This is a genomic window from Sphaerothrix gracilis Ecp01 (genome assembly GCF_030405905.1).
Taxonomy (GTDB): domain Bacteria; phylum Cyanobacteriota; class Cyanobacteriia; order Phormidesmidales; family Phormidesmidaceae; genus Sphaerothrix; species Sphaerothrix gracilis.
The window spans coordinates 33,811-52,510 of record NZ_JASATW010000005.1 but is presented as its reverse complement, the minus strand read 5'-3'; the positions used below and the strand labels follow the sequence as shown (position 1 = coordinate 52,510).

Genomic DNA, 18,700 nt, shown 5'->3' with positions numbered 1-18,700 from the left:
GGCGAATTCAGTGAACACTGCATTAATTGACGGTTTACAGGTTGTTTTGGTGGTTAGCGTAGCTTCAGTCGTTCTGATTCCTATTTTTTGCTGGGTGCTGCCTGAGCGAGTAGGGTCTAATAGCAGCGCCGAAGTTGCTTAACAGAGCAAAAAGTTTTTAGGGCTAGACCCGCCATTGCGTGATGTCTAGCTATTTTTAGCCAATCTGAGGGATAGCAGCAATGCTGTCCCTTTAATTTTGACCTCGCTGCCAGGGTTAGCTATTCGGCTCAAGGCTTTTCTTTTTCTGACAAGGTCATAGGCAGTGAACAGCGAAACGTCGTGCCGATGCCTGTCTGGCTAACGAAGCTGATTTGGCCCTGATGTAGCTCCACACACTGCTTTACGATTGATAGCCCCAAGCCAATGCCAGGAATGTGGTCTGCATTGTGTCCTCGGTAAAAAGGCTCAAACAGATAGGCCCGATCTTTTTCTACAATTCCGTGTCCGCTGTCCTCAACGCTGAAGCTGATTTGATCCGGCTGCAGATCTATCTGCACTTTGACTGCCGTTCCGGCAGGCGAATATTTAACACTATTGTTAATAAGATTGATCAAGATGCGCTCCAGTAGCTGCTTGTCTAAGCAAATGCTGTGGGCTAACTGCTCCGCTGTGTCAACGTCAATAACAAGCTGTATCTGATGCTGCTGCGCCTCTGCCTGCATTTTTTTGATTAACTGATGACACCAGGGCAGCAGTTGCAAACTCTCAGGCTTAAACGCTAGCTGATTTGTCCCTGAATGATTGATAAACAGCAGGTCGTCTAAAAGCTGAGTTGTATGGCGTACGTAGGTTTGAATCGTATCGAGATGCTTTTGCTTTTTAGACTCATCCAGCTTGTTGCCAAAATCTTTGAGAATGCCAGCAGAGGAAGCAATCACGGCCAGCGGGGTGCGAAATTCATGAGAGGTGGTAGCGATAAAACGCGACTTGAGTTCGTTTAGCTCTCGCTCTTTGGCGATCGCCTTTTGAATTTCTTCTTCAGCCCGGCGGCGGCGGCTAATATCAATCAGCAGGCCGTCCCAGAGAATAGAACCATCTGGCTGAAGTTCTGGTTCAGCGATGCCTTTCACCCAAACCACCCGGCCTAACGCTGAGATAAACCGCCCTTCCCACGACCAGCGAATGAGTCGTCGAGCCGAGACGGCAATGGACTCCTCTAGCAGTACTCGATCTTCCGGATGGACTCGATCCCAGAGGACAGAAGCCTCTTGCTGAATCATTTCTGGCTCCAGCTCTAGAACTTCCTGGATGCGATCGCTGATGTAGGGCACAGACTGGTATCCGTCTGGCCACAGAATACTCTGATACAGCGCCCCTGGTACGTTGGCAGCAATTCGCTCAAATCGAGCCTCGTCGCGCTGCAGTTGGGCTTCGGCCTGTTTGTGAGCCGTAATATCTTCGGCAACCGTTAGAGAATAAAATTCAGTATCAGTTCTAGAAACAGCGGAAACGCTGATTTTTAGCCAAACAATCTGATTGTTTCGGCGCAAATAGCGCTTTTCGAGTGTAAAAGTGGAAATTTCACCTGTTTTCAGCTGCTGGCGCAGGTCAAGTCCTAACTCTTTATCATCGGGATGGGTAATTTCCATAAAACACATCTGCAGCAGCTCAGCTTCGCTGTAGCCGAGCATGTCGCACAGCCGCTGATTAACTTGAACAAAGTAGCCTGCCGCATTGAGCCGACACATGCCCACGGCAGCCTGCTCAAAAATAGCGCGAAAATTTTCTTCGCTTGAGCGCAGCGCCTGGGTTGCTTGCTGTCGCTCTAGTTCAGCACTGGCTCTATCGGCAAAAATGTGCAGTATCTTCTCAACTATTTCTGAATACGGAAAGGGCTTGTCGTCAAACACGCTAAGCAAACCCAGGGGCTGTCCGGCACTGTCTAATATTGCGACTGCAAAGTAGCTAGTCACCGCTAGCTGCTGTAGTACTTGACAAGCGGGGAACTGCTGCTGCACTTCTTCTGGGCAGCAGTAAACTCCTTGCTGCAGGGCGATCGCACAGGGGCTGCCTATAATTGGCCCGCTAAAGTCACAGTCCGTTCCGTTGCGGGGCCAGCTAGCAATTGTCTGCAGTAAATTTGCTTTAGTCTGCTGAGTAACCGTGGCATATCGTACGCCCAGCGTTTGCGCTAGGTGCCGCACCAAAGCGGCAAAAAAAGCCTCTCCGACCGTACTGGCAGTTTCTGCAACCAGAGCTTCGAGCACAGCCTGATTCCGCCGACATTCGGTGATATCGCGAGCATTGATAACCACCGCTTCGACTTCAGCTTCCTCGGTCAGAATCGGGCTGAGGGCATATTCAAAAACGCGATCGCCTGTCACCATAGACACGGTTGACTGATAGATGCCTGGCTGCTGGGTGGTAAAGATATCGCGAATTTGCCGCTCTAGCTGCTTAACCAACTGTCTTGGTAGTTTGACCTGATCAGGGGTGCGGCCAATCATCTCCATCGGCTGCAGGCCCATAGCTGCTGCCCCCGCCCGAGACGCATATAAGAACCGACACCGGCGATCGACACAGTAGATGTGGTCCAGCGAAGATTCTAGGATAGTGTTGAGGGTTCGCGCCTGCTGCTGCAGCCGCCGTGTGCGCTCTTGAATTAAAGACTCTAAGTTCTGATTTTGGGCCGATAGGCGCTGCAGCAGGAGGTTGCGTTCTTGCTGGGCTTCTCTTTGGGCAGTAATATCCGTATGCAGAGCCACATAGCCGACCAGCGCCCCGGTTTCGCTCTGAATTGTATCTATTCTGACAAAAACGACCCGGCGATCGCCCCGACGGTGCCGAATCAGGGCTTCACCGGCCCAGCTTCCCTGCTGCATTACGGTTTCCCGAATAGAGCGGAGCTGCTGAGCATCCTCATAAACCGCGTCGGCTCCGCCAACTGCTTTGAGGTCTGACAAGCTATATCCCAGCAAATTTACCAGCGCTGGGTTGATATAAACTAGTTCGCGATCGCAATTGGCAATTACAATGCCGTCGCTGGCATGTTCAACCGCCTTAGCAATCTGCAGCCAGTAAGACTCAAACGGCCTTGAAGATGCATCTGAATTCATATCAAGTGCCTATAGTCGGCAATAAAAACAATTGAATAAACCCTACGCAATGACCTCATAAAAGCTTGCCCCCAATTCCGTCAGCTATCGGTTTAATTCCAGCATCTATTTTTTTATCTAAGTCTTCAACCGTTAAAATGCCGTTTCTTGCCCTGACCTGTTTGCGTAACTTGACGGAGAGCAGTGTCAACTTCACAGGGAAGCAGTGGCAAAGAGAGTGCTCGAAGGATGGGGCTTGGCTGCTCTGCAGAGGCTACCGGTTGGGGGCTGAGCCTTTGGGCTGGTCAGCAGCAGTTGTAGCTGTAGTAGTGTTACCTAGTTCAAGACCTGGCCGTGACAAAATACCAGCAAAACGTTTGGGATGAGCTATGCTAGCTGCAAGTAGGTTATTTTGAGTTGCTGAATCTGTGCTGAAGCGTATTTCTTTAGTTTCCTGTCTAGTGGCTGCTGGTTTCTTAATCTCTCCTAAACCAGCTATTTCTCAAGCACTTGTTCCCTACACGCTGCCCTTAGACTTTGAACAGCTACAGCAGGAGGGCTTGCTTCTCGCACAAGAGGCAGCACAGCTAGCTCAATTTCAACAATACCAGGCAGCCCTTTCAAGAGCGCAACTGGCGGTACAACTGGCCCCCAACGAAGCAGATATCTGGGGTCTACTCGGCACGCTCTATCTACAGTTTGACCAGGTAGAAAGCGCTATCAGCGCGCTTGAGGAAGCGCAAAGGCTAGCTCCCGACAATTCAGCAGTTTTGTTTGCCCTGGGAACAGCCTCTTTTCAGGAGTCTCGCTATTTGCAGGCGGTCGATTATCTAGAGGCAGGATTAGCCATTGAGCCAGATAGTGCCGGGGCACTCTTCGATCTAGGTAACGCCTACTACAAGCTCAGCCGCTATGACAAAGCTATTAGCAGCTATGAGCAGGCAGCCGAGCAAGAGGCCGAATTCTGGCCTGCTATCAACAATATCGGTCTGGTTCTTTACGAAATGGACCGACCGGCAGACGCTATTCAGCATTGGCAAGATGCTTTGGCCATCGCTGCCGAAGAATCTGAGCCTCAGCTAGCGATCGCCGTAGCTCTCTACAATCAGGGACAACGGGAAGCGGCTATTAATCTAGCAACTGAAGCCCTAGAGCGCGATAGCCGTTACGCTGATCTTGCCTTTCTAGAGGAAAATCTTTGGGGCGAACAGCTACTCAGCGCCACCCAGCAGTTTTTTGAAGTTCCAGCCATGCGCGCCCTGCTTGCCCAGCTTTAGGCTATTTAGTTCCTCTAAACAGGCTGTACCGACTAGGTTAGGGCAAAGTGTAGGAAGCGGTTTTGAATTTTGAGCTTTCAGGTCTGAGCGTTGAAATCAGTTCATCGCTTGAGGTCCATCATGCAAAACTCAAAACGGCTTCTGACTTAATTTCTCCTGCCCTATTTCCTGATCCTTGTCCGTAAGGCTCTTGACAGTATCAGAGTCGTACCTTGAAAATTAGGCTTGCTAAAATTCAGTTCTAGTCGTACAAGTGTACTTATCCGCACCAGCTCTGGCTAGTCTTCGCTCGGCAGCAGGGCTAGAATATCGTCTACAAACTTTTGGTGGTCAACAACAGGTTTGGAGATATAGCCATCTGCCCCGCTCTGTTGAAGAAAGTTCTCGCGATCGCCATCCATGGCGTGAGCGGTCACCAGAATGACGGGAAGCTTAGCCGTTGCTGGATTGGCCTTCAGCATCTGGGTAATTGTGATACCGTCTACAGGCTTGCCCTGATAGACGCTATGTGCCAGCGACACATCCATCAAAATAATATCGGCTTCCTGATTATGGGCAATCTGCATTACTTCTTCGACATTTTCGGTGTGCTTCACTGCCAGGCCACCGCGCTTAGTCAAAATTTTGGAAAAGACGCGGGCATTGATCATGTCATCTTCCACAATCAGAACAGTTTTCATAGAGCTTTGCAATCAAAGAGATAGGAAAGGTCAGACAGGCAAAAACAGCATGAATGGATTCGTTCAAGCGCCCCCTGAAGGATTCACCCTTCGTCCCGGGTAGTACTGAGATAGATGCCCAATAGCAGAATCAATTGTGAAGTTCAGCCTTAGCTAGCGGATTGAGTCTTGTCACTTTTCTGCTCTGCATATAAGTTACAGCATTGTTACAGTCGATTCGGATTTTAGATTAATTTTCAAGGAAAACAGCTCATGGCGAAGCAGCTCAATCAGCCTTCTCCCGGTCAGGTTATCGTCACCTCCCTGCATTCTGAAGTACAGCGATCGTACTTAGAATATGCCATGAGCGTGATTGTCGGACGGGCCCTGCCTGACGTACGCGATGGCCTGAAGCCAGTCCATCGCCGCATTCTCTACGCTATGTACGAGCTAGGCTTGACCCCAGATCGGCCTTTTCGCAAATGCGCCCGCGTGGTGGGGGACGTACTCGGTAAGTATCATCCCCACGGCGACCAGGCGGTCTATGATGCCTTGGTCAGGATGGTGCAGTCCTTTTCCAGCCGCTATCCCCTGCTGGACGGGCACGGCAACTTTGGCTCCGTAGACAACGATCCACCGGCAGCCATGCGCTATACCGAAACCCGGCTGGCCCCGGTTGGCTATGAGGCCCTGCTGGGAGAAATTGGCGAGGCCACCGTTGATTTTATTGACAACTTTGATAGCTCGCAGCAGGAGCCGATTGTCCTACCCTCGCAACTGCCTAATTTGCTGCTCAACGGCTCCTCCGGCATCGCTGTGGGTATGGCAACCAATATTCCCCCCCACAATCTGGGGGAAGTGATTGACGGTCTAATTGCGCTCATCGATCGCCCCGATCTGACAGATGATGCGCTATTTAAGCTAATTCCAGGACCAGACTTCCCCACCGGCGGCGAAATTGTAGGTACCCAGGGCATTCGAGAAGCCTACCGCACCGGACGCGGCAGCATTCCCATGCGCGGCGTCGCTGCCTTTGAAGAGATTCATCCGGGACGGGGCCGTCAGCGGCGCAATGCTATCGTCATTACGGAACTGCCCTATCAGGTCAACAAGGCGGGCTGGATTGAGAAAATTGCTGATTTAGTCAATAACGGCAAAATTGACGGCATCTCTGATATCCGGGACGAAAGCGATCGCGAGGGCATGCGTGTCGTCATCGAACTCAAGCGGGAAGCCCAGCCCCAGCTTGTTCTCAATGCGCTTTATAAACTCACCCCTTTACAGAGCAACTTTGGCGCTATTTTGCTAGCCCTAGACCAGGGACAGCCCCGCCAGCTACCGCTGCGATCGCTGCTAGAAGCTTTTCTTAACTTCCGCGAAGAAACCCTCACCCGCCAGTATCAACACGAGCTAGATAAAGCTGAGAGTCGTCTACACCTAGTTGAAGGACTGCGCGCTGCCTTAGCCAATCTAGACGCGGTGATTGATATTTTGCGGCAGGCGGCTGACGGTACCACCGCCAAAGTCCAGCTACAGCAACGGTTCAACCTCAGCGATCGCCAAGCCGATGCTATTTTAGCCATGCCGCTGCGCCGTCTCACTGACCTAGAACAGCAGAATTTGCAGCGGGAATACGAAGAACTGACTGCGCGGATGAATCAGCTGCAGCAGCTGCTGTCTAATCGTCAGGAACTGCTGAAGTCGCTGAAGAAAGAGCTGCGAGCGCTAAAGAAAAAATTTGGCGATCCCAGACGTACCCGCATTCAAACCGAGGCAGAGCGAGCCGAAGAAAAGCAGCTCATAGCTGAAATTGTGGCGGAAGAAGTTGAAACAGAGGTAGTCCTAGAGTTTTCCGCTCGCGGCTATGTGCGGCGGCTGTCTCCACGGGCATTCCAACGGCGGCAGGCCCGACAGCAAACCGATGAAATAGCTACGCTACGCGAAGCCGACGACTTTCCGATTCAAACCGAGTCAGCCCTGACCACGCAGGAGCTACTGGTGCTGACTCAGGCGGGCAAAGCCTATACGATTTTAGTGGGTGATATTCCCGCCACCTCCCGCCAGTCCAAGGGAACGCCCCTGGTAGGACTGCTGCCTGACTCAGTGCCTGCCGAGCCAGACGCCGTCGTGGCCCAGATCATTTTGACCGAAAGCACATTGTCCAAGGAACTGATACTCACAACCACTGCAGGACGCATCAAGCGCCAGCCGCTCTCAGAGTTCACCCACCTCACCGGACGGGGGCTGACGGCGCTAAAGCTGAAGGATGGCGATCAGCTACGGTATGCGGTGCTCGCCCAGGTAGAGGACTTACTGGTATTGGGAACATCGGGGGGGCGGCTGCTCAAATTCAAAGTTGACGATGAGCAGTTGCCGGTCATGGGCCGTAATGCCCAAGGCCCAAAGGCTCTGCGCTTACGGAAGCAAGAGCAGCTAGTCGGCTGTCTAGCAGTGCAGGATGCAGACATGATTCTGCTGATTTCAGCTTTAGGCTTTGCCAAACGGATACCCGCTAAAGCCCTACGGTTGGCTAATCGGGGTGAAATTGGCACCCAGGCGTTTCGGTTTAGCCTCAAGTCTGACAGCCTAGCGGCAGTGGTGCCGGTGCTAGCAGAAACGCAGGTGACCCTCAGCACCACTGAAGGACGCACTGCTCAGATTGCGCCAGACGATGTGCCCCGTCAGGGTAAAGACACGCCCTGCCAGCGCATTTTGCAGCCGGCCAGAGGCGAGAAGATTGTCACCGCCCTGATTTCTTCACTCGTGGAAGCGGCTGAGGCCGAATAGCCCCTACCTGACTCAGTAATTCGGTACAATCAGGCGACAATAAATTCAACCTCATCGTCTAAATCTGCTGTGGCTCCCGTTGTTCTAGAAAATATCTACAAAACTTTTCCCCGCCATCGCCGCGATCCCTCGGCTGGGCCGGAAGTTCCAGCTATACCGCTGGTCAGCGAGGCTGCCATAGCGACAGAGATCAACTCAACGACGGCGATCGCTGTGCTGCGGCGCATCAGCCTGACGGTGGCAGACGGTGAGTTTATGGTGTTAGTGGGGCCTTCCGGCTGCGGTAAAAGTACCCTACTGCGGCTGATTGCCGGCCTGGAAACCCTGACAGCAGGCAATGTTCGGGTGGGCGATCGCCTGGTAAACCAGCTCCCCCCCAAGCAGCGCGATATTGCTATGGTGTTTCAAAGCTATGCCCTCTATCCTCACCTAACGGTTTATGACAATCTAGCCTTTGGGCTGCGGCGGATGTCGCTGGCAACCGGGGCAAATAGCAGGCAGCAGGACGCCGTGAGTTCAGCCTGGTGGGAGTCGGCCCTAGTTGCCCTCACGCGGGTTTTGCCTAAAGGACTGCGGTACCTTTCTGAGGCAGAGCGTCAGGTCGATCAGCGGGTGCGATCGGTAGCCAAAATGCTGCAGATTGAGCCATTGCTCAACCGGATGCCACGCCAGCTCTCTGGTGGACAGAAGCAGCGGGTAGCCTTGGGACGAGCCATGTCTCGCAACCCCCAGGTATTTCTGATGGATGAGCCGCTCTCTAACCTAGATGCTAAGCTCCGCACTGAAACGCGAGCCCAAATCGTAGCCCTGCAGCGATCCCTAGGCATCACCACGATCTACGTCACCCACGACCAAACCGAGGCGATGACGATGGGCGATCGCATTGCCGTGATGAACCAGGGCCAAATTCAGCAGGTAGCCCCCCCTTTGGAGCTGTATCATCACCCGGCCAACCGTTTCGTCGCCGAATTTATCGGCTCGCCGCCGATGAACTTTATCCCCGTACAGGTGAAAGGCTCGCCCGTGATTAGCCATCCCCGGTTTCGCCTGACGCTGCCCGGCTGCTGGGAAGAAACTTTGCGCGCCCGCGAAGGTCAAACGGTTCTGCTGGGTATTCGCCCAGAACACCTGACAGTTGGGCTGCCAGCCCCTAAGAATCTCTGCGTCAGGGTCGTGCGGGTGGAAGCTTTGGGCAACGAAACCTATATCACGGCAGATCTGGCCGGCGAACAGCTACAGGCCCGCCTGGCCGGTAGCCAGCCAGTTAAAATCGACGATGAGCTCTGGCTGGCGATCGCTGCCGATCAGATCCACCTGTTCGATTTAGAAACCGAGCAGGCTATATGCCCAGTCTAATCCGCTCAACCGTTCAGCTGAATTCGCGCTAAAACGGTACTTTCTTTTTGCTAGCTTTGTCGCGCTCGTAGTTAAGTTCTTTCAGCTTCTTCATAATGCGGCTGAAATACTCTTGCAGATATTCTTCTAAAGTGGTGACTTCTGCCGGATCAATCTCAAACGCCTCGTATACCTCGTCCATCGGTGCATCAAGCGGCTTGCCGCTGGCGACCACTTCGGCAAAGGCCAGTCGATCTGAGAGGTTCCAGCCCCACTGAAAGAATCTAGCTACGCGGCGTACGCTTTTTAGCAGCCCCAGAGGCATCTGCGAAACCTTGGAATCTTGCCCAGAGAGACGCTCGCAAAGGCGGACAATTTCGTAAGCACCCCAGGCTCGCGTCCCCGCCATTGGAAAGACGCGGTTTTCTGCGGCAGGCAGCTTCAGTGATTTAATTGCAAACCGGGCAATATCTTGCGTATTCATGTAGGCGATTGGGGCCGCTTCCCCCATCACCCAAACGGCCTGCTTTTCCAAAATGGGAATTGCGTACTGACCAATGAGTCCCTGCATAAAACCACAGGGACGCAGAACCGTATAGGTCAATCCTGATTCGGCTAAAAACTTTTCCGTACACCGCTTAATGTCCATTAGCGGCACATGAGGATACTTCTCGGCATGGAGAATAGAGAAGAAAACGTAGCGCTCAACGCCCGCCGCTTTGGCGGCCTGAATTAGAGCAACTTTTCCTTCCCAGTCAACCTGATAAATACTCGCTGTATCGGTAGGCCGGGCCGTTGCGGCATCAATCACAGCCGTCACCCCTTCTAGAGCAGGCGGTAGAGTTTCTGGCTTGCACAAATTTGCCCGCACCAGAGTCGCACCCCACTCTCTTAAAAAAGCGGCTTTTTGAAAGCTGCGCACCAAGCACCGTACCTCGTATCCCTCATCCAGGGCACGGCGAACGAGCTGCCTTCCTAAAGTGCCAGTGGCACCAACAACGAGTAAAGTCATGAGGGAAATGTAACAAAACTTTGCTTTTATAAGAATATCAGATTATTCGACCAGCGGACATGATCCAACCCGAAGACTACTCTTCACCGCCCTGAATCCGCAGCATTAGGAAGCCTAGAGCTAGGCCCACCAAGATAAGAGAAAACGCTAGGATTGCTGAATTAAAGATTTCGCCACTCATAATGAGTCAATGTACTCCTCTTGCTAAATCAGCCCTAAACTGAGGCTGATGAAAAATAACTTTACTTGCAGACCAATTCTAAAACAGTTTGGGGCCGCTCCAGAACTGATTGCTGCTGGATTTAACTGACAACGCCATTTAACACCATCCCCGTAGAAACCCATCTGCTTTGCTATGACCTCTAGCCGCCGTCCTCGACTAGCAATTACCCTCGGTGATCCTGCCGGCATCGGCCCTGAGGTAGTACTGAAGGCCCTGGCCGATAACCGCTGGCGATCGCTGGCTGAGATCACCTTAGTCGGCAACTCTTTTTTGCTGCAGCAGACCTATGAGCGGCTAACTCAGTTGGGCCTGTCGCTAGCCGATCCTGCCGCTTTTGAGCAGCTAGAGATTGAGGCCGACGCTACCGTTAGGGCTGCAGTCAGCCTCGGCGTTGGCAACGGCGCTAGCGGTGATATCAGCTTTCGTTCTTTACAGACGGCAATTCGCAAAACCATCAGCGGCCACTTCGACGGTATTGTCACCGCTCCCATTGCCAAGTCAGCCTGGAAGCTAGCCGGACATTCCTATCCGGGCCAAACTGAGCTGCTGGCCGAGGGAGCCGGACGCGATCGCTTTGGCATGTTGTTCGTAGCGCGATCGCCTCACAGCGGTTGGCAGCTACGCACCCTTCTAGCCACCACTCATATTCCTCTGGCTCAAGTCCCTACAGCCCTCTCCCCGGCACTGATGAGCCGCAAGCTTGACCTGCTGATTGAATGCTTACAGCAGGATTTTGGCCTAAGTCAGCCCCGCATCGCCATCGCCGGACTCAATCCCCACAGCGGCGAGCAGGGGCAGCTCGGCCACGAAGAACAAGACTGGCTGGTGCCCTGGCTGCACCAGCAGCGCCAGCGATACCCGCAGCTCACCCTAGATGGCCCCGTCCCACCAGATACCCTCTGGGTCAAACCAGGACAAGCCTGGATGGGCCAGCAGCCGGCTCATGACGCTTATTTAGCCCTGTACCACGACCAGGGACTGATCCCGGTCAAGCTTCTAGCTTTCGACCGGGCCGTCAACACGACAATCGGCTTGCCTTTTGTCCGCACCTCTCCCGATCACGGTACCGCTTTTGATATTGCTGGATGTGGTCTGGCGGCAGCAACCAGTATGACAGCGGCAATTGAACTTGCAGTTGAACTTTGCCAGCAGCGCCAACGGCGATCGCTGACCGTTTAGCAATTCATAGAAAATAGGATTTGATAACTTTGTAAAGGCGATTTAATTTACTTAATCACCGCCAAATTGCCCGCAAAACCACTGAGGCTTCGCAGTAATTTCTCAGCTCAGAAGCAAGAATATAACCCAACTAAAGTTATTGAGAGATTCAATTAAGGCTGTTGAGAGATTAAGAGAAGCTGATCCTTTCCATAAGTCTTAGCTGTTATTGACATAAAATTAGCCAGTCTGGGCAGCTTAACAACTAACAATATTTATTAATCCTCCAGAGATTGATTTGGAGAGACAATAACTGGAGCTTTACAGCGGTCAACAGCCTAAAAAAACAGTATGATCTGTTACAGAAACGCTTCTCGAAGTTCAGTCTTTCGCTAAGTCTTCCATCGGGTTTGGGGCTAGATTGGTTAGCCTTGACATGCCACGTTACTTCCACTGATGTCTTTTGACAGGGTGAATTATGCTTCAATCACTTTCTTACTCTTATTCCATTGACTTCATTCAAGATGAAGCGCGTCAGCTAGTTCAAAAAGGAACTGTAAGCCGCCAGCAGCCCATCTATACGCTTTGCAAATATATTCCAGCTCGCGAATGGGCCGGGATTGAGGCTGAGCTGGAGGCGAGGGGTTTTCTACTCAGAGATCGGATTAGCGATCTGATGGGGCGAGAGGATTGGGACAACGATTAGTCTATTCCCTTGAAAACAGACTGATTAAAACAGGCTGAGCTGTGTTGGGGATGGACTGATTTTCTGCCAAGGTAAAGGTTGCCTAACGATTCCCTGCTGCTGTAAAAGCTGATAGAAATGGCGAGCGATCGCAGGCGATTTGGCTTCGATTGGACAATGGACAAAGAAGTAAATTTGGGTTCCTTGACTCAGCCACTGCTGTAGTTGGGGAATCCATTTTTGTAAGTACGACTGGTTATAGGCCAAATCGGGATGGCCGATGTAGCGGATAAGGCTGAAATCGGCAGTGACGGCGGGCTGTAGCGGTACCTGTGGCTTGCGGCGCTCAGAGTGTAGCTGAGGATCGCGGTTGCCGTCGGCTATGCAGTCGTAGATCGGGCGGCTATCAAGCAGTGCCCGCCCGCTTCTATGGTTAGCTAAAAGCTGATTGAGCTGGGTTTGATAACTAGACTGAAACCAGTCACGATGACGCACTTCCACCGCCAAGGGCACTTGCTGGTGTGGCCATCGTTCAATAAAGCTGTTCAAGTCTGCTAAAGCCGCAGGACTATAGCTCGGCGGCAACTGGGCCAGGCAGGGGCCAAGGCGATCGCCCAATGGTGCTACCCGCTTTAGGAAAGCGATCGCTTCCGGCAGCCTCGGACTCAGCTGCCCCTGGTGAGTGATTAATCGCGGCAGCTTTAGGCAAAACCGGAAGCTGGCCGGTGTCTCTGCAGCCCAGCGCTGCACCATAGCCTCACTGGGCACTGAGTAAAACGTGGTATTGCCTTCAACCGCTGTCAGACGCTGGCTGTAGAGCTGTAGCAAGTCGCCTGGGCGGCTACCTGCCGGATAAAAGTCGCCAATCCAATCTTTATAAGCCCAAACGGCACAGCCGATGAAAAAAGAAGCCTCAGCCATTCTATAGAGAAGATGCAGCCAGCTAAAAGAAGCCAGCCTATGCTAATTCAGTATGCCGTTTATTCAAACCCAATTGAGCGGGTAGATGAAAATAGTGAAGCAACCAGAATTGCCCAGGGAATATCACCTCCGGCGGGCGATCGCGGCGGATATGGGGGCAATTCGGTGGTTAGTGCTGCGATCGCTGCTGGATCCAACTCAGCTTCGCTGGCAGCAGTTTTGGCTAATTGAGCAGCAAAGACAGGTGGTAGCCTGCGGGCAGCTCAGGCAGTTTGAGCAGGCGCAGGAGCTAGGCAGTCTGGTGGTGGATCCGGCCCATCGACGGCTGGGCTTAGGAACGCATTTGACCCAGCATTTGATTCAGCAGGCGAATCAGCCCTTGTATTTGGAATGCTTGGGCGATCGCCTAGGACATTTTTACCAGCGCTTGGGTTTTGTGACGGCCAGTTGGGAAACAATGCCCGCTGCCATTCAGCGTAAATTTCGGCTGTCGCGCTGGGCCGCTCGCTGGCTCAATCTGCCGCTACAAATCTTAGAATATCCACAGCAAAAATAAGCCAAAAAAAGCGCTGAATGGCTTCAGCGCTGTGACCTAGATGCAGTAGTTACCGGAGCAATTAGCCACCCGCAACTGCCGGAACGATGCTCACCTCATCACCCTCGCTGAGGGAGGTTTCTTTGCCATCGAGAAAGCGAATATCTTCGCTGTTGACGTAGAAATTGACGAAGCGACGGAGTTCACCTTTGTCATCGCAGAGACGGGCCTTAATGCCAGGACAGTTGGCTTCTAGGTCGTTCAGCATTTCGGCAATATTGTCACCCTTACATTCGAGGGTGGCCTGATTGTGGGTGAACTTTTGTAGGGGGGTAGGAATAAGAACTTTGACAGCCATGATTTCAGACGAAGGGTAGAAAATCGAAAATTGACGGGATCTCGCAGAGTGGGCTAAGCATGCCCAGCGGAAATAACTAGGACATGGCGGGGATGAGCAGAGGATATCGCTTGTGCTCATCCTTCACGGGGGTTACACGGAGGTTTGCTGCCAGTCTAGCCGCTCTAAGGTGCGGGCGCGCTCTAGGGCACGCTCGAAGCTCTCCAGCTTTGGCTCAATTGTCAGCGGCTCGCCAATGTAGCCCTGAACGGCCTCTTGGGTCTTGAGGCCGTTGCCGGTGATGTAGGCCACCGTGGTTTCATCGGGATCGATCTTGCCTGCTTCTACCAGCTTTTTCAGCACCGCAATGGTGGTTCCCCCTGCGGTTTCGGTAAAGATGCCCTCGGTTTCAGCCAGCAGCTTGATGCCGTCAATAATCTCGGCGTCGGTGACAGATTCGATGTTGCCGTTGGTCTTGCGGGCAATATCGAGGGCATAGATACCGTCTGCCGGGTTGCCGATGGCAATAGACTTAGCAATGGTGTTGGGCTTAACCGGACTGACAAAGTCGCGGCCCTCTTTGAAAGCCTGGGCAATTGGAGAGCAGCCTTCCGCCTGAGCACCGCTGAAGCGTACCGCTTTGTCCTCCACCAGGCCAGTTTTAATGAATTCTTGAAAGCCCTTGTGAATCTTGGAGTAGAGAGAACCGGAGGCCAAAGGCGCAACGATGTGATCGGGTAGCTGCCAGCCGAGCTGCTCAGCTACTTCAAACCCTAACGTCTTCGATCCTTCCGAATAATAGGGACGCAGGTTGATATTGACAAAGCCCCAGCCGTGGGTGTTAGCCACTTCGCAGCAAAGCCGGTTGACCTGATCGTAATTGCCGTGAACGGCCATCACCGTCGGGCTGTAGATTAGCGTTCCTAGCACTTTACCCGCTTCGAGATCAGAAGGGATGAAGACGCAGCAGTCTAGTCCTGCATGAGCCGCGATCGCCGCGGTCGAGTTGGCTAGATTGCCGGTGCTGGCGCAGGAAACGGTGGAAAAGCCTAGCTCCTTAGCTTTGCTGAGGGCGACAGAAACCACCCGATCTTTAAAGCTCAGCGTCGGCATATTGACCGCGTCGTTCTTGATGTAGAGATTTTTTAAACCGAGGCGACGGGCAAGACGGTTGGTCTTGAGCAGCGGCGTCATGCCGGTGCCGACATCAATGGGATTGTCGGCAACGGGCAAAAAGTCTTTGTAGCGCCAGATAGACTTGGGCCCCGCAGCGATGCGATCGCGGCTGACGCGGCGACGAATTTCGTCGTAGTCATAAGCCACTTCTAAGGGGCCAAAGCAAACATCTTCACAAACGTGCTTGGCTCCGAGGTCATAGGTTTCACCACACTCGCGGCATTTGAGGTTGGTGAAAGTGGTTTTAGCAGTGAGCTGCTTTTCGATCGCCTGGGTCATAGTTCTAACTGCGCTAGGTCAAGACAACAACGTGGTTTTTAACCGACTTGCTGGATAGTATCACGCTCAAAAAATCATCGTCAAACATACCCGACTTTTTTTGTCGGGATTAGGCTGAGCGTTTCGATAATTGGGCCTTAGGGGCAGCCATAATCAGGCTTAGAGTGTCACCTCTCTCTATCCCCTCTATTCCGGACTCAGCACCAAATTATCCCGGTGCACCACCGTCTCCGCTCCGTCATAGCCTAGAATCGCGGCAATCTTATCCGATCGCTGGCCGCGAATTTTCTGCAAATCGCGGTAGCTATAGTTCACCAACCCGCGCGCAATCTCCTTGCCTGCGCGATCGCAGAGCTGCACCGCATCTTGGCTTTGAAACTCCCCTTCAATTTCAGTAATACCGGCTGCTAGAAGCGATCGCCCCGACTGCGCAATTGCTCTGACAGCTCCCTCATCCAGGTAAAGCTTGCCTGCAGGCACTAGGCCGTGGGCAATCCAGCGCTTGCGAGCATTGGGGAGCTGAGGCTGGGGGGCGAAGTGGGTGCCAATGTCGGCACCCTGCAGAATTTTTTCTAGGTTGCGCGGCGTTTTACCATCGGTGATGACGGTGCGAATACCGGCAGTGGTAGCAATGCGAGCGGCCTCAATTTTCGTCACCATGCCGCCTGTACCCCAGTTAGTGCCGCGATCGCCCACCTTCACCTGTAGCTCAGCTAGCTGGGCTACTTTGTCCACCAGGCTGATAGGCCGCGCATCGGGATTGGAGCGCGGATCGGCAGAATAGAGCCGATCGACATCCGTGAGCAAAATCAGCCAGTCAGCCCCCACTAGGCTGGCAACCTGAGCGGAGAGGGTGTCGTTATCGCCGAACTTAAGTTCATCCACCGCTACCGTGTCGTTCTCATTGACAATGGGAATAACGCCGAGCTGGAGAAGCTGGCGAAAAGTACGATAGCTATTGACATAGCGCGATCGCTGCACCAAATCGGTGCGGGTGAGTAAAACCTGGGCGATCGGCTGCCCCAGCGTCGTAAACAAATCATCGTAAACTCGCATTAGCCGCCCCTGCCCCACTGCCGCCACGGCCTGCTTCATCGAGATTGAGCGGGGCCGTTCCGTGAGTCCTAAGCGAGCACAGCCCACACCTACCGCGCCGGATGAAACTAAAATAACCCGGTGTCCTTGCTGGCGCAGGGAGCTGAGGGTTTCTACCAAACTGGCAATTGTTGAAAGAGCCAGGTGGCCGCTAGTGGATTGGGTCAGGCTAGAGGTGCCAATTTTGACAACTAATGTGGAAAACTGCATAAGAGGGTTGGCATTAAAAGAGGGCGCTGACTTTTGGGAAAGCCAACGCCCTGCCGGTCTATAAATTCGCTTTTAAATTTCAGGATCTTTATTCGGGTTGATCCCGTTGAATACTTATATCTTCCTATCCCCAGAATCACTAGCCAATATTTCATAATATTTTTTTCATATTTAGCTAGATAGATAAAAGTAAAGAAACGTATCAGCAGCGCGACTGCCGCGCTAAGCCTAGGGAGTTTTGAGCGAAACTCCCAGTAGCTGGGAAATCCAAACTTCAAATGTGCGCAGAGGATGCTTGCGTATTTCCTGGGCCGGGTTCATCATCGGCTCGACGAGCACCGTAAACATGCCCAGACGGTTGCCAGCCAAAACATCGGTAAACAGGCGATCGCCTACCATGGCAATTCGCTCCGTCGGCAGATTCATGGCTTCGGTCGCTTTTCTCAGTTTCCGCCGGGAGGGCTTGCCCGCTCCGGTAATATAGGGCACCTCCAGAACCTCGGCAATACGACGAATCCGGTAGCTGTTCATGTTGTTGCTCACTAGCCATAGGCTCACCAGCGGCTTCAGCTGCTCAATCCACTGCTGCAGCTCAGCCGTAGCCTGAGCCTGGCTGAAGGGGACTAGGGTTTCATCTACATCGAGAACCAGCCCTTGCAGATTGTGTTTTTCAATCAGATCCGGAGTCAGTCGAAAAACCGATCCGTCAAGCACTAAGTCTGGCTGTAGCCACTGGATCCAAAACATTGCCTTCTATCGAGTAATAAAGTCGTCTAAGAGTAAGGGGAAAGGGCGATCTAAATTTTTGCTAGTTGGCCGATTGCGCATCAATTTCGTCTCGAATTCTAATCTGAGCGGCCTCATGCTCTTGCAGCGTGCGGCTGAAAATATGGGTGCCGTCATAGCGAGCCACAAAATAAAGGAACTCAGTATCTGCTGGATTGAGGCTGGCTTCTAAACTGGCAAGTCCCGGATTGGCGATGGGGGTAGGCGGCAGTCCGGCGTTGAGATAGGTGTTATAGGGATTGGGCGTTTCCACCTGAGCGTAGGTCAGCGGGTTTTCAGGGGTTTGGCGAATGCCAAGACCGTATTCAACGGTGGGATCAGCTCCTAAGGGAATGCCTGCTTCCAGCCGATTACTAAAGACGCCTGCAATGGTAGAGCGCTCGTCGGACACCACTGCCTCTTTCTCGATGATGCTAGCTAAAGTTACCCAGTCGAGCAGTTCCATAGCGTTGGGCTGCTGCTGATAGACAGGCAGCGCTGTGCTTTCAAAGCGATCGAGCATCAGAGTCATGATCGCCTCCGGGGTAATTTGTTCGGCGGGAATCTGATAGGTATCAGGAAACAAGAACCCCTCTAGATGAGGAATGTCTTTGGGCAGCCAGGGATAGCGCTCGGCAGGAATGGTTTCGGTGAGCTGCAAGAACTCTGCGGCAGGGAAAAAGCCCTCCTGCGCCAAGGCTGCAGCAATCTGTTCTCGGTTCCAGCCTTCAGGAATCGTAAAGCTGCGAGTGACGACTTCTCCGGCCCAGAGAATACCCGCAATATCCTCCAGCGGCTGGGTGGGTGAGAGCACATAGGTACCGGCCTGGTAGCCCCCCTCTGGCTGACGCAAAAGCTGCCAGCGTGTCCACAGATTCCAGGCAGTAGAGGAGCGAATCAGGCCCGCGGCTTCTAAATCGCGGCCAATTTGCTGGCTGGGTGTGCCAATGGGAATTTCAATTTGGATGGCCTCTTGGCCCTCAATCGGCTCGGCTGCGGCAGAAGGCGTTTCTACTGGGTCGGTCGCCCAGCTCCACCAAGACCAGCCCTGCCAGCCACTAAACGCGATCGCGGCGGGCAGTAAAAGCAAATAGAACAGCCCTTTCCAGACCCGTGATTTCATAGCGGTACCTAAATGATCCCTCTAGAAAATTTGCTGGTGTCACCCT

The 18,700-nt window shown here is 52.9% G+C and carries 17 protein-coding genes; 7 read left to right on the top strand and 10 right to left on the bottom strand.

Annotated features, from left to right (window positions below; translation table 11 throughout):
• Positions 1–10: 10 nt before the first annotated feature.
• A complete protein-coding gene (locus QJQ48_RS06620; RefSeq protein WP_346290424.1) occupies positions 11–142 on the top strand; it encodes a hypothetical protein in 132 nt (43 codons plus the stop codon).
• 127 nt (positions 143–269) lie between these two features.
• Here QJQ48_RS06620 and QJQ48_RS06615 read toward each other — a convergent pair whose 3' ends face one another.
• Entirely contained in the window at positions 270–3,098 is a 2,829-nt protein-coding gene (locus tag QJQ48_RS06615) for a PAS domain-containing sensor histidine kinase (RefSeq protein ID WP_346290423.1), read from the bottom strand.
• Positions 3,099–3,505: 407 nt separating this feature from the next.
• Here QJQ48_RS06615 and QJQ48_RS06610 point away from each other — a divergent pair, with 407 nt between their 5' ends.
• Positions 3,506–4,354 carry a tetratricopeptide repeat protein gene (locus tag QJQ48_RS06610; protein ID WP_346290422.1) on the top strand — a complete coding sequence of 283 codons (849 nt, stop codon included), beginning with the start codon at positions 3,506–3,508 and terminating at the stop codon, positions 4,352–4,354.
• A 278-nt stretch (positions 4,355–4,632) separates the two neighbouring features.
• Here QJQ48_RS06610 and QJQ48_RS06605 read toward each other — a convergent pair whose 3' ends face one another.
• Positions 4,633–5,034, bottom strand: a complete 402-nt coding sequence (locus QJQ48_RS06605; RefSeq protein ID WP_346290421.1) for a response regulator — start codon at positions 5,032–5,034, stop codon at positions 4,633–4,635.
• 252 nt (positions 5,035–5,286) lie between these two features.
• Here QJQ48_RS06605 and gyrA point away from each other — a divergent pair, with 252 nt between their 5' ends.
• Positions 5,287–7,800, top strand: coding sequence for a DNA gyrase subunit A (gene gyrA, locus QJQ48_RS06600; RefSeq protein WP_346290420.1), 2,514 nt, complete (start codon positions 5,287–5,289; stop codon positions 7,798–7,800).
• Between the two features lie 69 nt (positions 7,801–7,869).
• A complete protein-coding gene (locus QJQ48_RS06595; protein ID WP_346290419.1) occupies positions 7,870–9,156 on the top strand; it encodes an ABC transporter ATP-binding protein in 1,287 nt (428 codons plus the stop codon).
• Positions 9,157–9,184: 28 nt separating this feature from the next.
• Here the strand turns inward: QJQ48_RS06595 and QJQ48_RS06590 are convergent, their stop codons facing one another.
• Both QJQ48_RS06590 and petM read right to left on the bottom strand, forming a co-directional pair.
• Entirely contained in the window at positions 9,185–10,147 is a 963-nt protein-coding gene (locus QJQ48_RS06590; RefSeq protein ID WP_346290418.1) for an SDR family oxidoreductase, read from the bottom strand.
• Positions 10,148–10,223: 76 nt separating this feature from the next.
• The gene (petM, locus tag QJQ48_RS06585; protein ID WP_346290417.1) at positions 10,224–10,328 is read right to left on the bottom strand and encodes a cytochrome b6-f complex subunit PetM; all 105 of its coding nucleotides are present in this window, start codon (positions 10,326–10,328) and stop codon (positions 10,224–10,226) included.
• Positions 10,329–10,502: 174 nt separating this feature from the next.
• Here petM and pdxA point away from each other — a divergent pair, with 174 nt between their 5' ends.
• On the top strand, positions 10,503–11,549 hold the full coding sequence (gene pdxA, locus QJQ48_RS06580; RefSeq protein WP_346290416.1) for a 4-hydroxythreonine-4-phosphate dehydrogenase PdxA: 1,047 nt from the start codon (positions 10,503–10,505) through the stop codon (positions 11,547–11,549).
• A 457-nt stretch (positions 11,550–12,006) separates the two neighbouring features.
• Positions 12,007–12,234 (top strand): DUF4327 family protein, encoded by a 228-nt coding sequence (locus QJQ48_RS06575; protein ID WP_346290415.1) that lies wholly within the window; start codon positions 12,007–12,009, stop codon positions 12,232–12,234.
• A gap of 24 nt (positions 12,235–12,258) precedes the next feature.
• Here QJQ48_RS06575 and QJQ48_RS06570 read toward each other — a convergent pair whose 3' ends face one another.
• Positions 12,259–13,134, bottom strand: a complete 876-nt coding sequence (locus tag QJQ48_RS06570) for a DUF72 domain-containing protein (protein ID WP_346290414.1) — start codon at positions 13,132–13,134, stop codon at positions 12,259–12,261.
• Positions 13,135–13,219: 85 nt separating this feature from the next.
• On the opposite strand from QJQ48_RS06570, the gene QJQ48_RS06565 reads away from it, so the two are divergent.
• Entirely contained in the window at positions 13,220–13,690 is a 471-nt protein-coding gene (locus QJQ48_RS06565) for a GNAT family N-acetyltransferase (RefSeq protein WP_346290413.1), read from the top strand.
• A 61-nt stretch (positions 13,691–13,751) separates the two neighbouring features.
• Here the strand turns inward: QJQ48_RS06565 and QJQ48_RS06560 are convergent, their stop codons facing one another.
• The 5 genes from QJQ48_RS06560 to mltG all read right to left on the bottom strand — a co-directional run bounded on the left by QJQ48_RS06560 (position 13,752) and on the right by mltG (position 18,654).
• The gene (locus QJQ48_RS06560; protein WP_346290412.1) at positions 13,752–14,027 is read right to left on the bottom strand and encodes a MoaD/ThiS family protein; all 276 of its coding nucleotides are present in this window, start codon (positions 14,025–14,027) and stop codon (positions 13,752–13,754) included.
• A 132-nt stretch (positions 14,028–14,159) separates the two neighbouring features.
• Positions 14,160–15,461, bottom strand: coding sequence for a threonine synthase (thrC, locus tag QJQ48_RS06555; RefSeq protein ID WP_346290411.1), 1,302 nt, complete (start codon positions 15,459–15,461; stop codon positions 14,160–14,162).
• 186 nt (positions 15,462–15,647) lie between these two features.
• The gene (proB, locus tag QJQ48_RS06550; protein ID WP_346290410.1) at positions 15,648–16,766 is read right to left on the bottom strand and encodes a glutamate 5-kinase; all 1,119 of its coding nucleotides are present in this window, start codon (positions 16,764–16,766) and stop codon (positions 15,648–15,650) included.
• A gap of 228 nt (positions 16,767–16,994) precedes the next feature.
• Complete coding sequence (locus QJQ48_RS06545; protein WP_346290409.1) at positions 16,995–17,513, bottom strand: YqeG family HAD IIIA-type phosphatase; 519 nt, start codon at positions 17,511–17,513, stop codon at positions 16,995–16,997.
• Between the two features lie 61 nt (positions 17,514–17,574).
• Positions 17,575–18,654: an endolytic transglycosylase MltG gene (gene mltG, locus QJQ48_RS06540; protein ID WP_346290408.1), complete on the bottom strand. Its 1,080-nt coding sequence runs from the start codon at positions 18,652–18,654 to the stop codon at positions 17,575–17,577.
• Between the last annotated feature and the right edge of the window lie 46 nt (positions 18,655–18,700).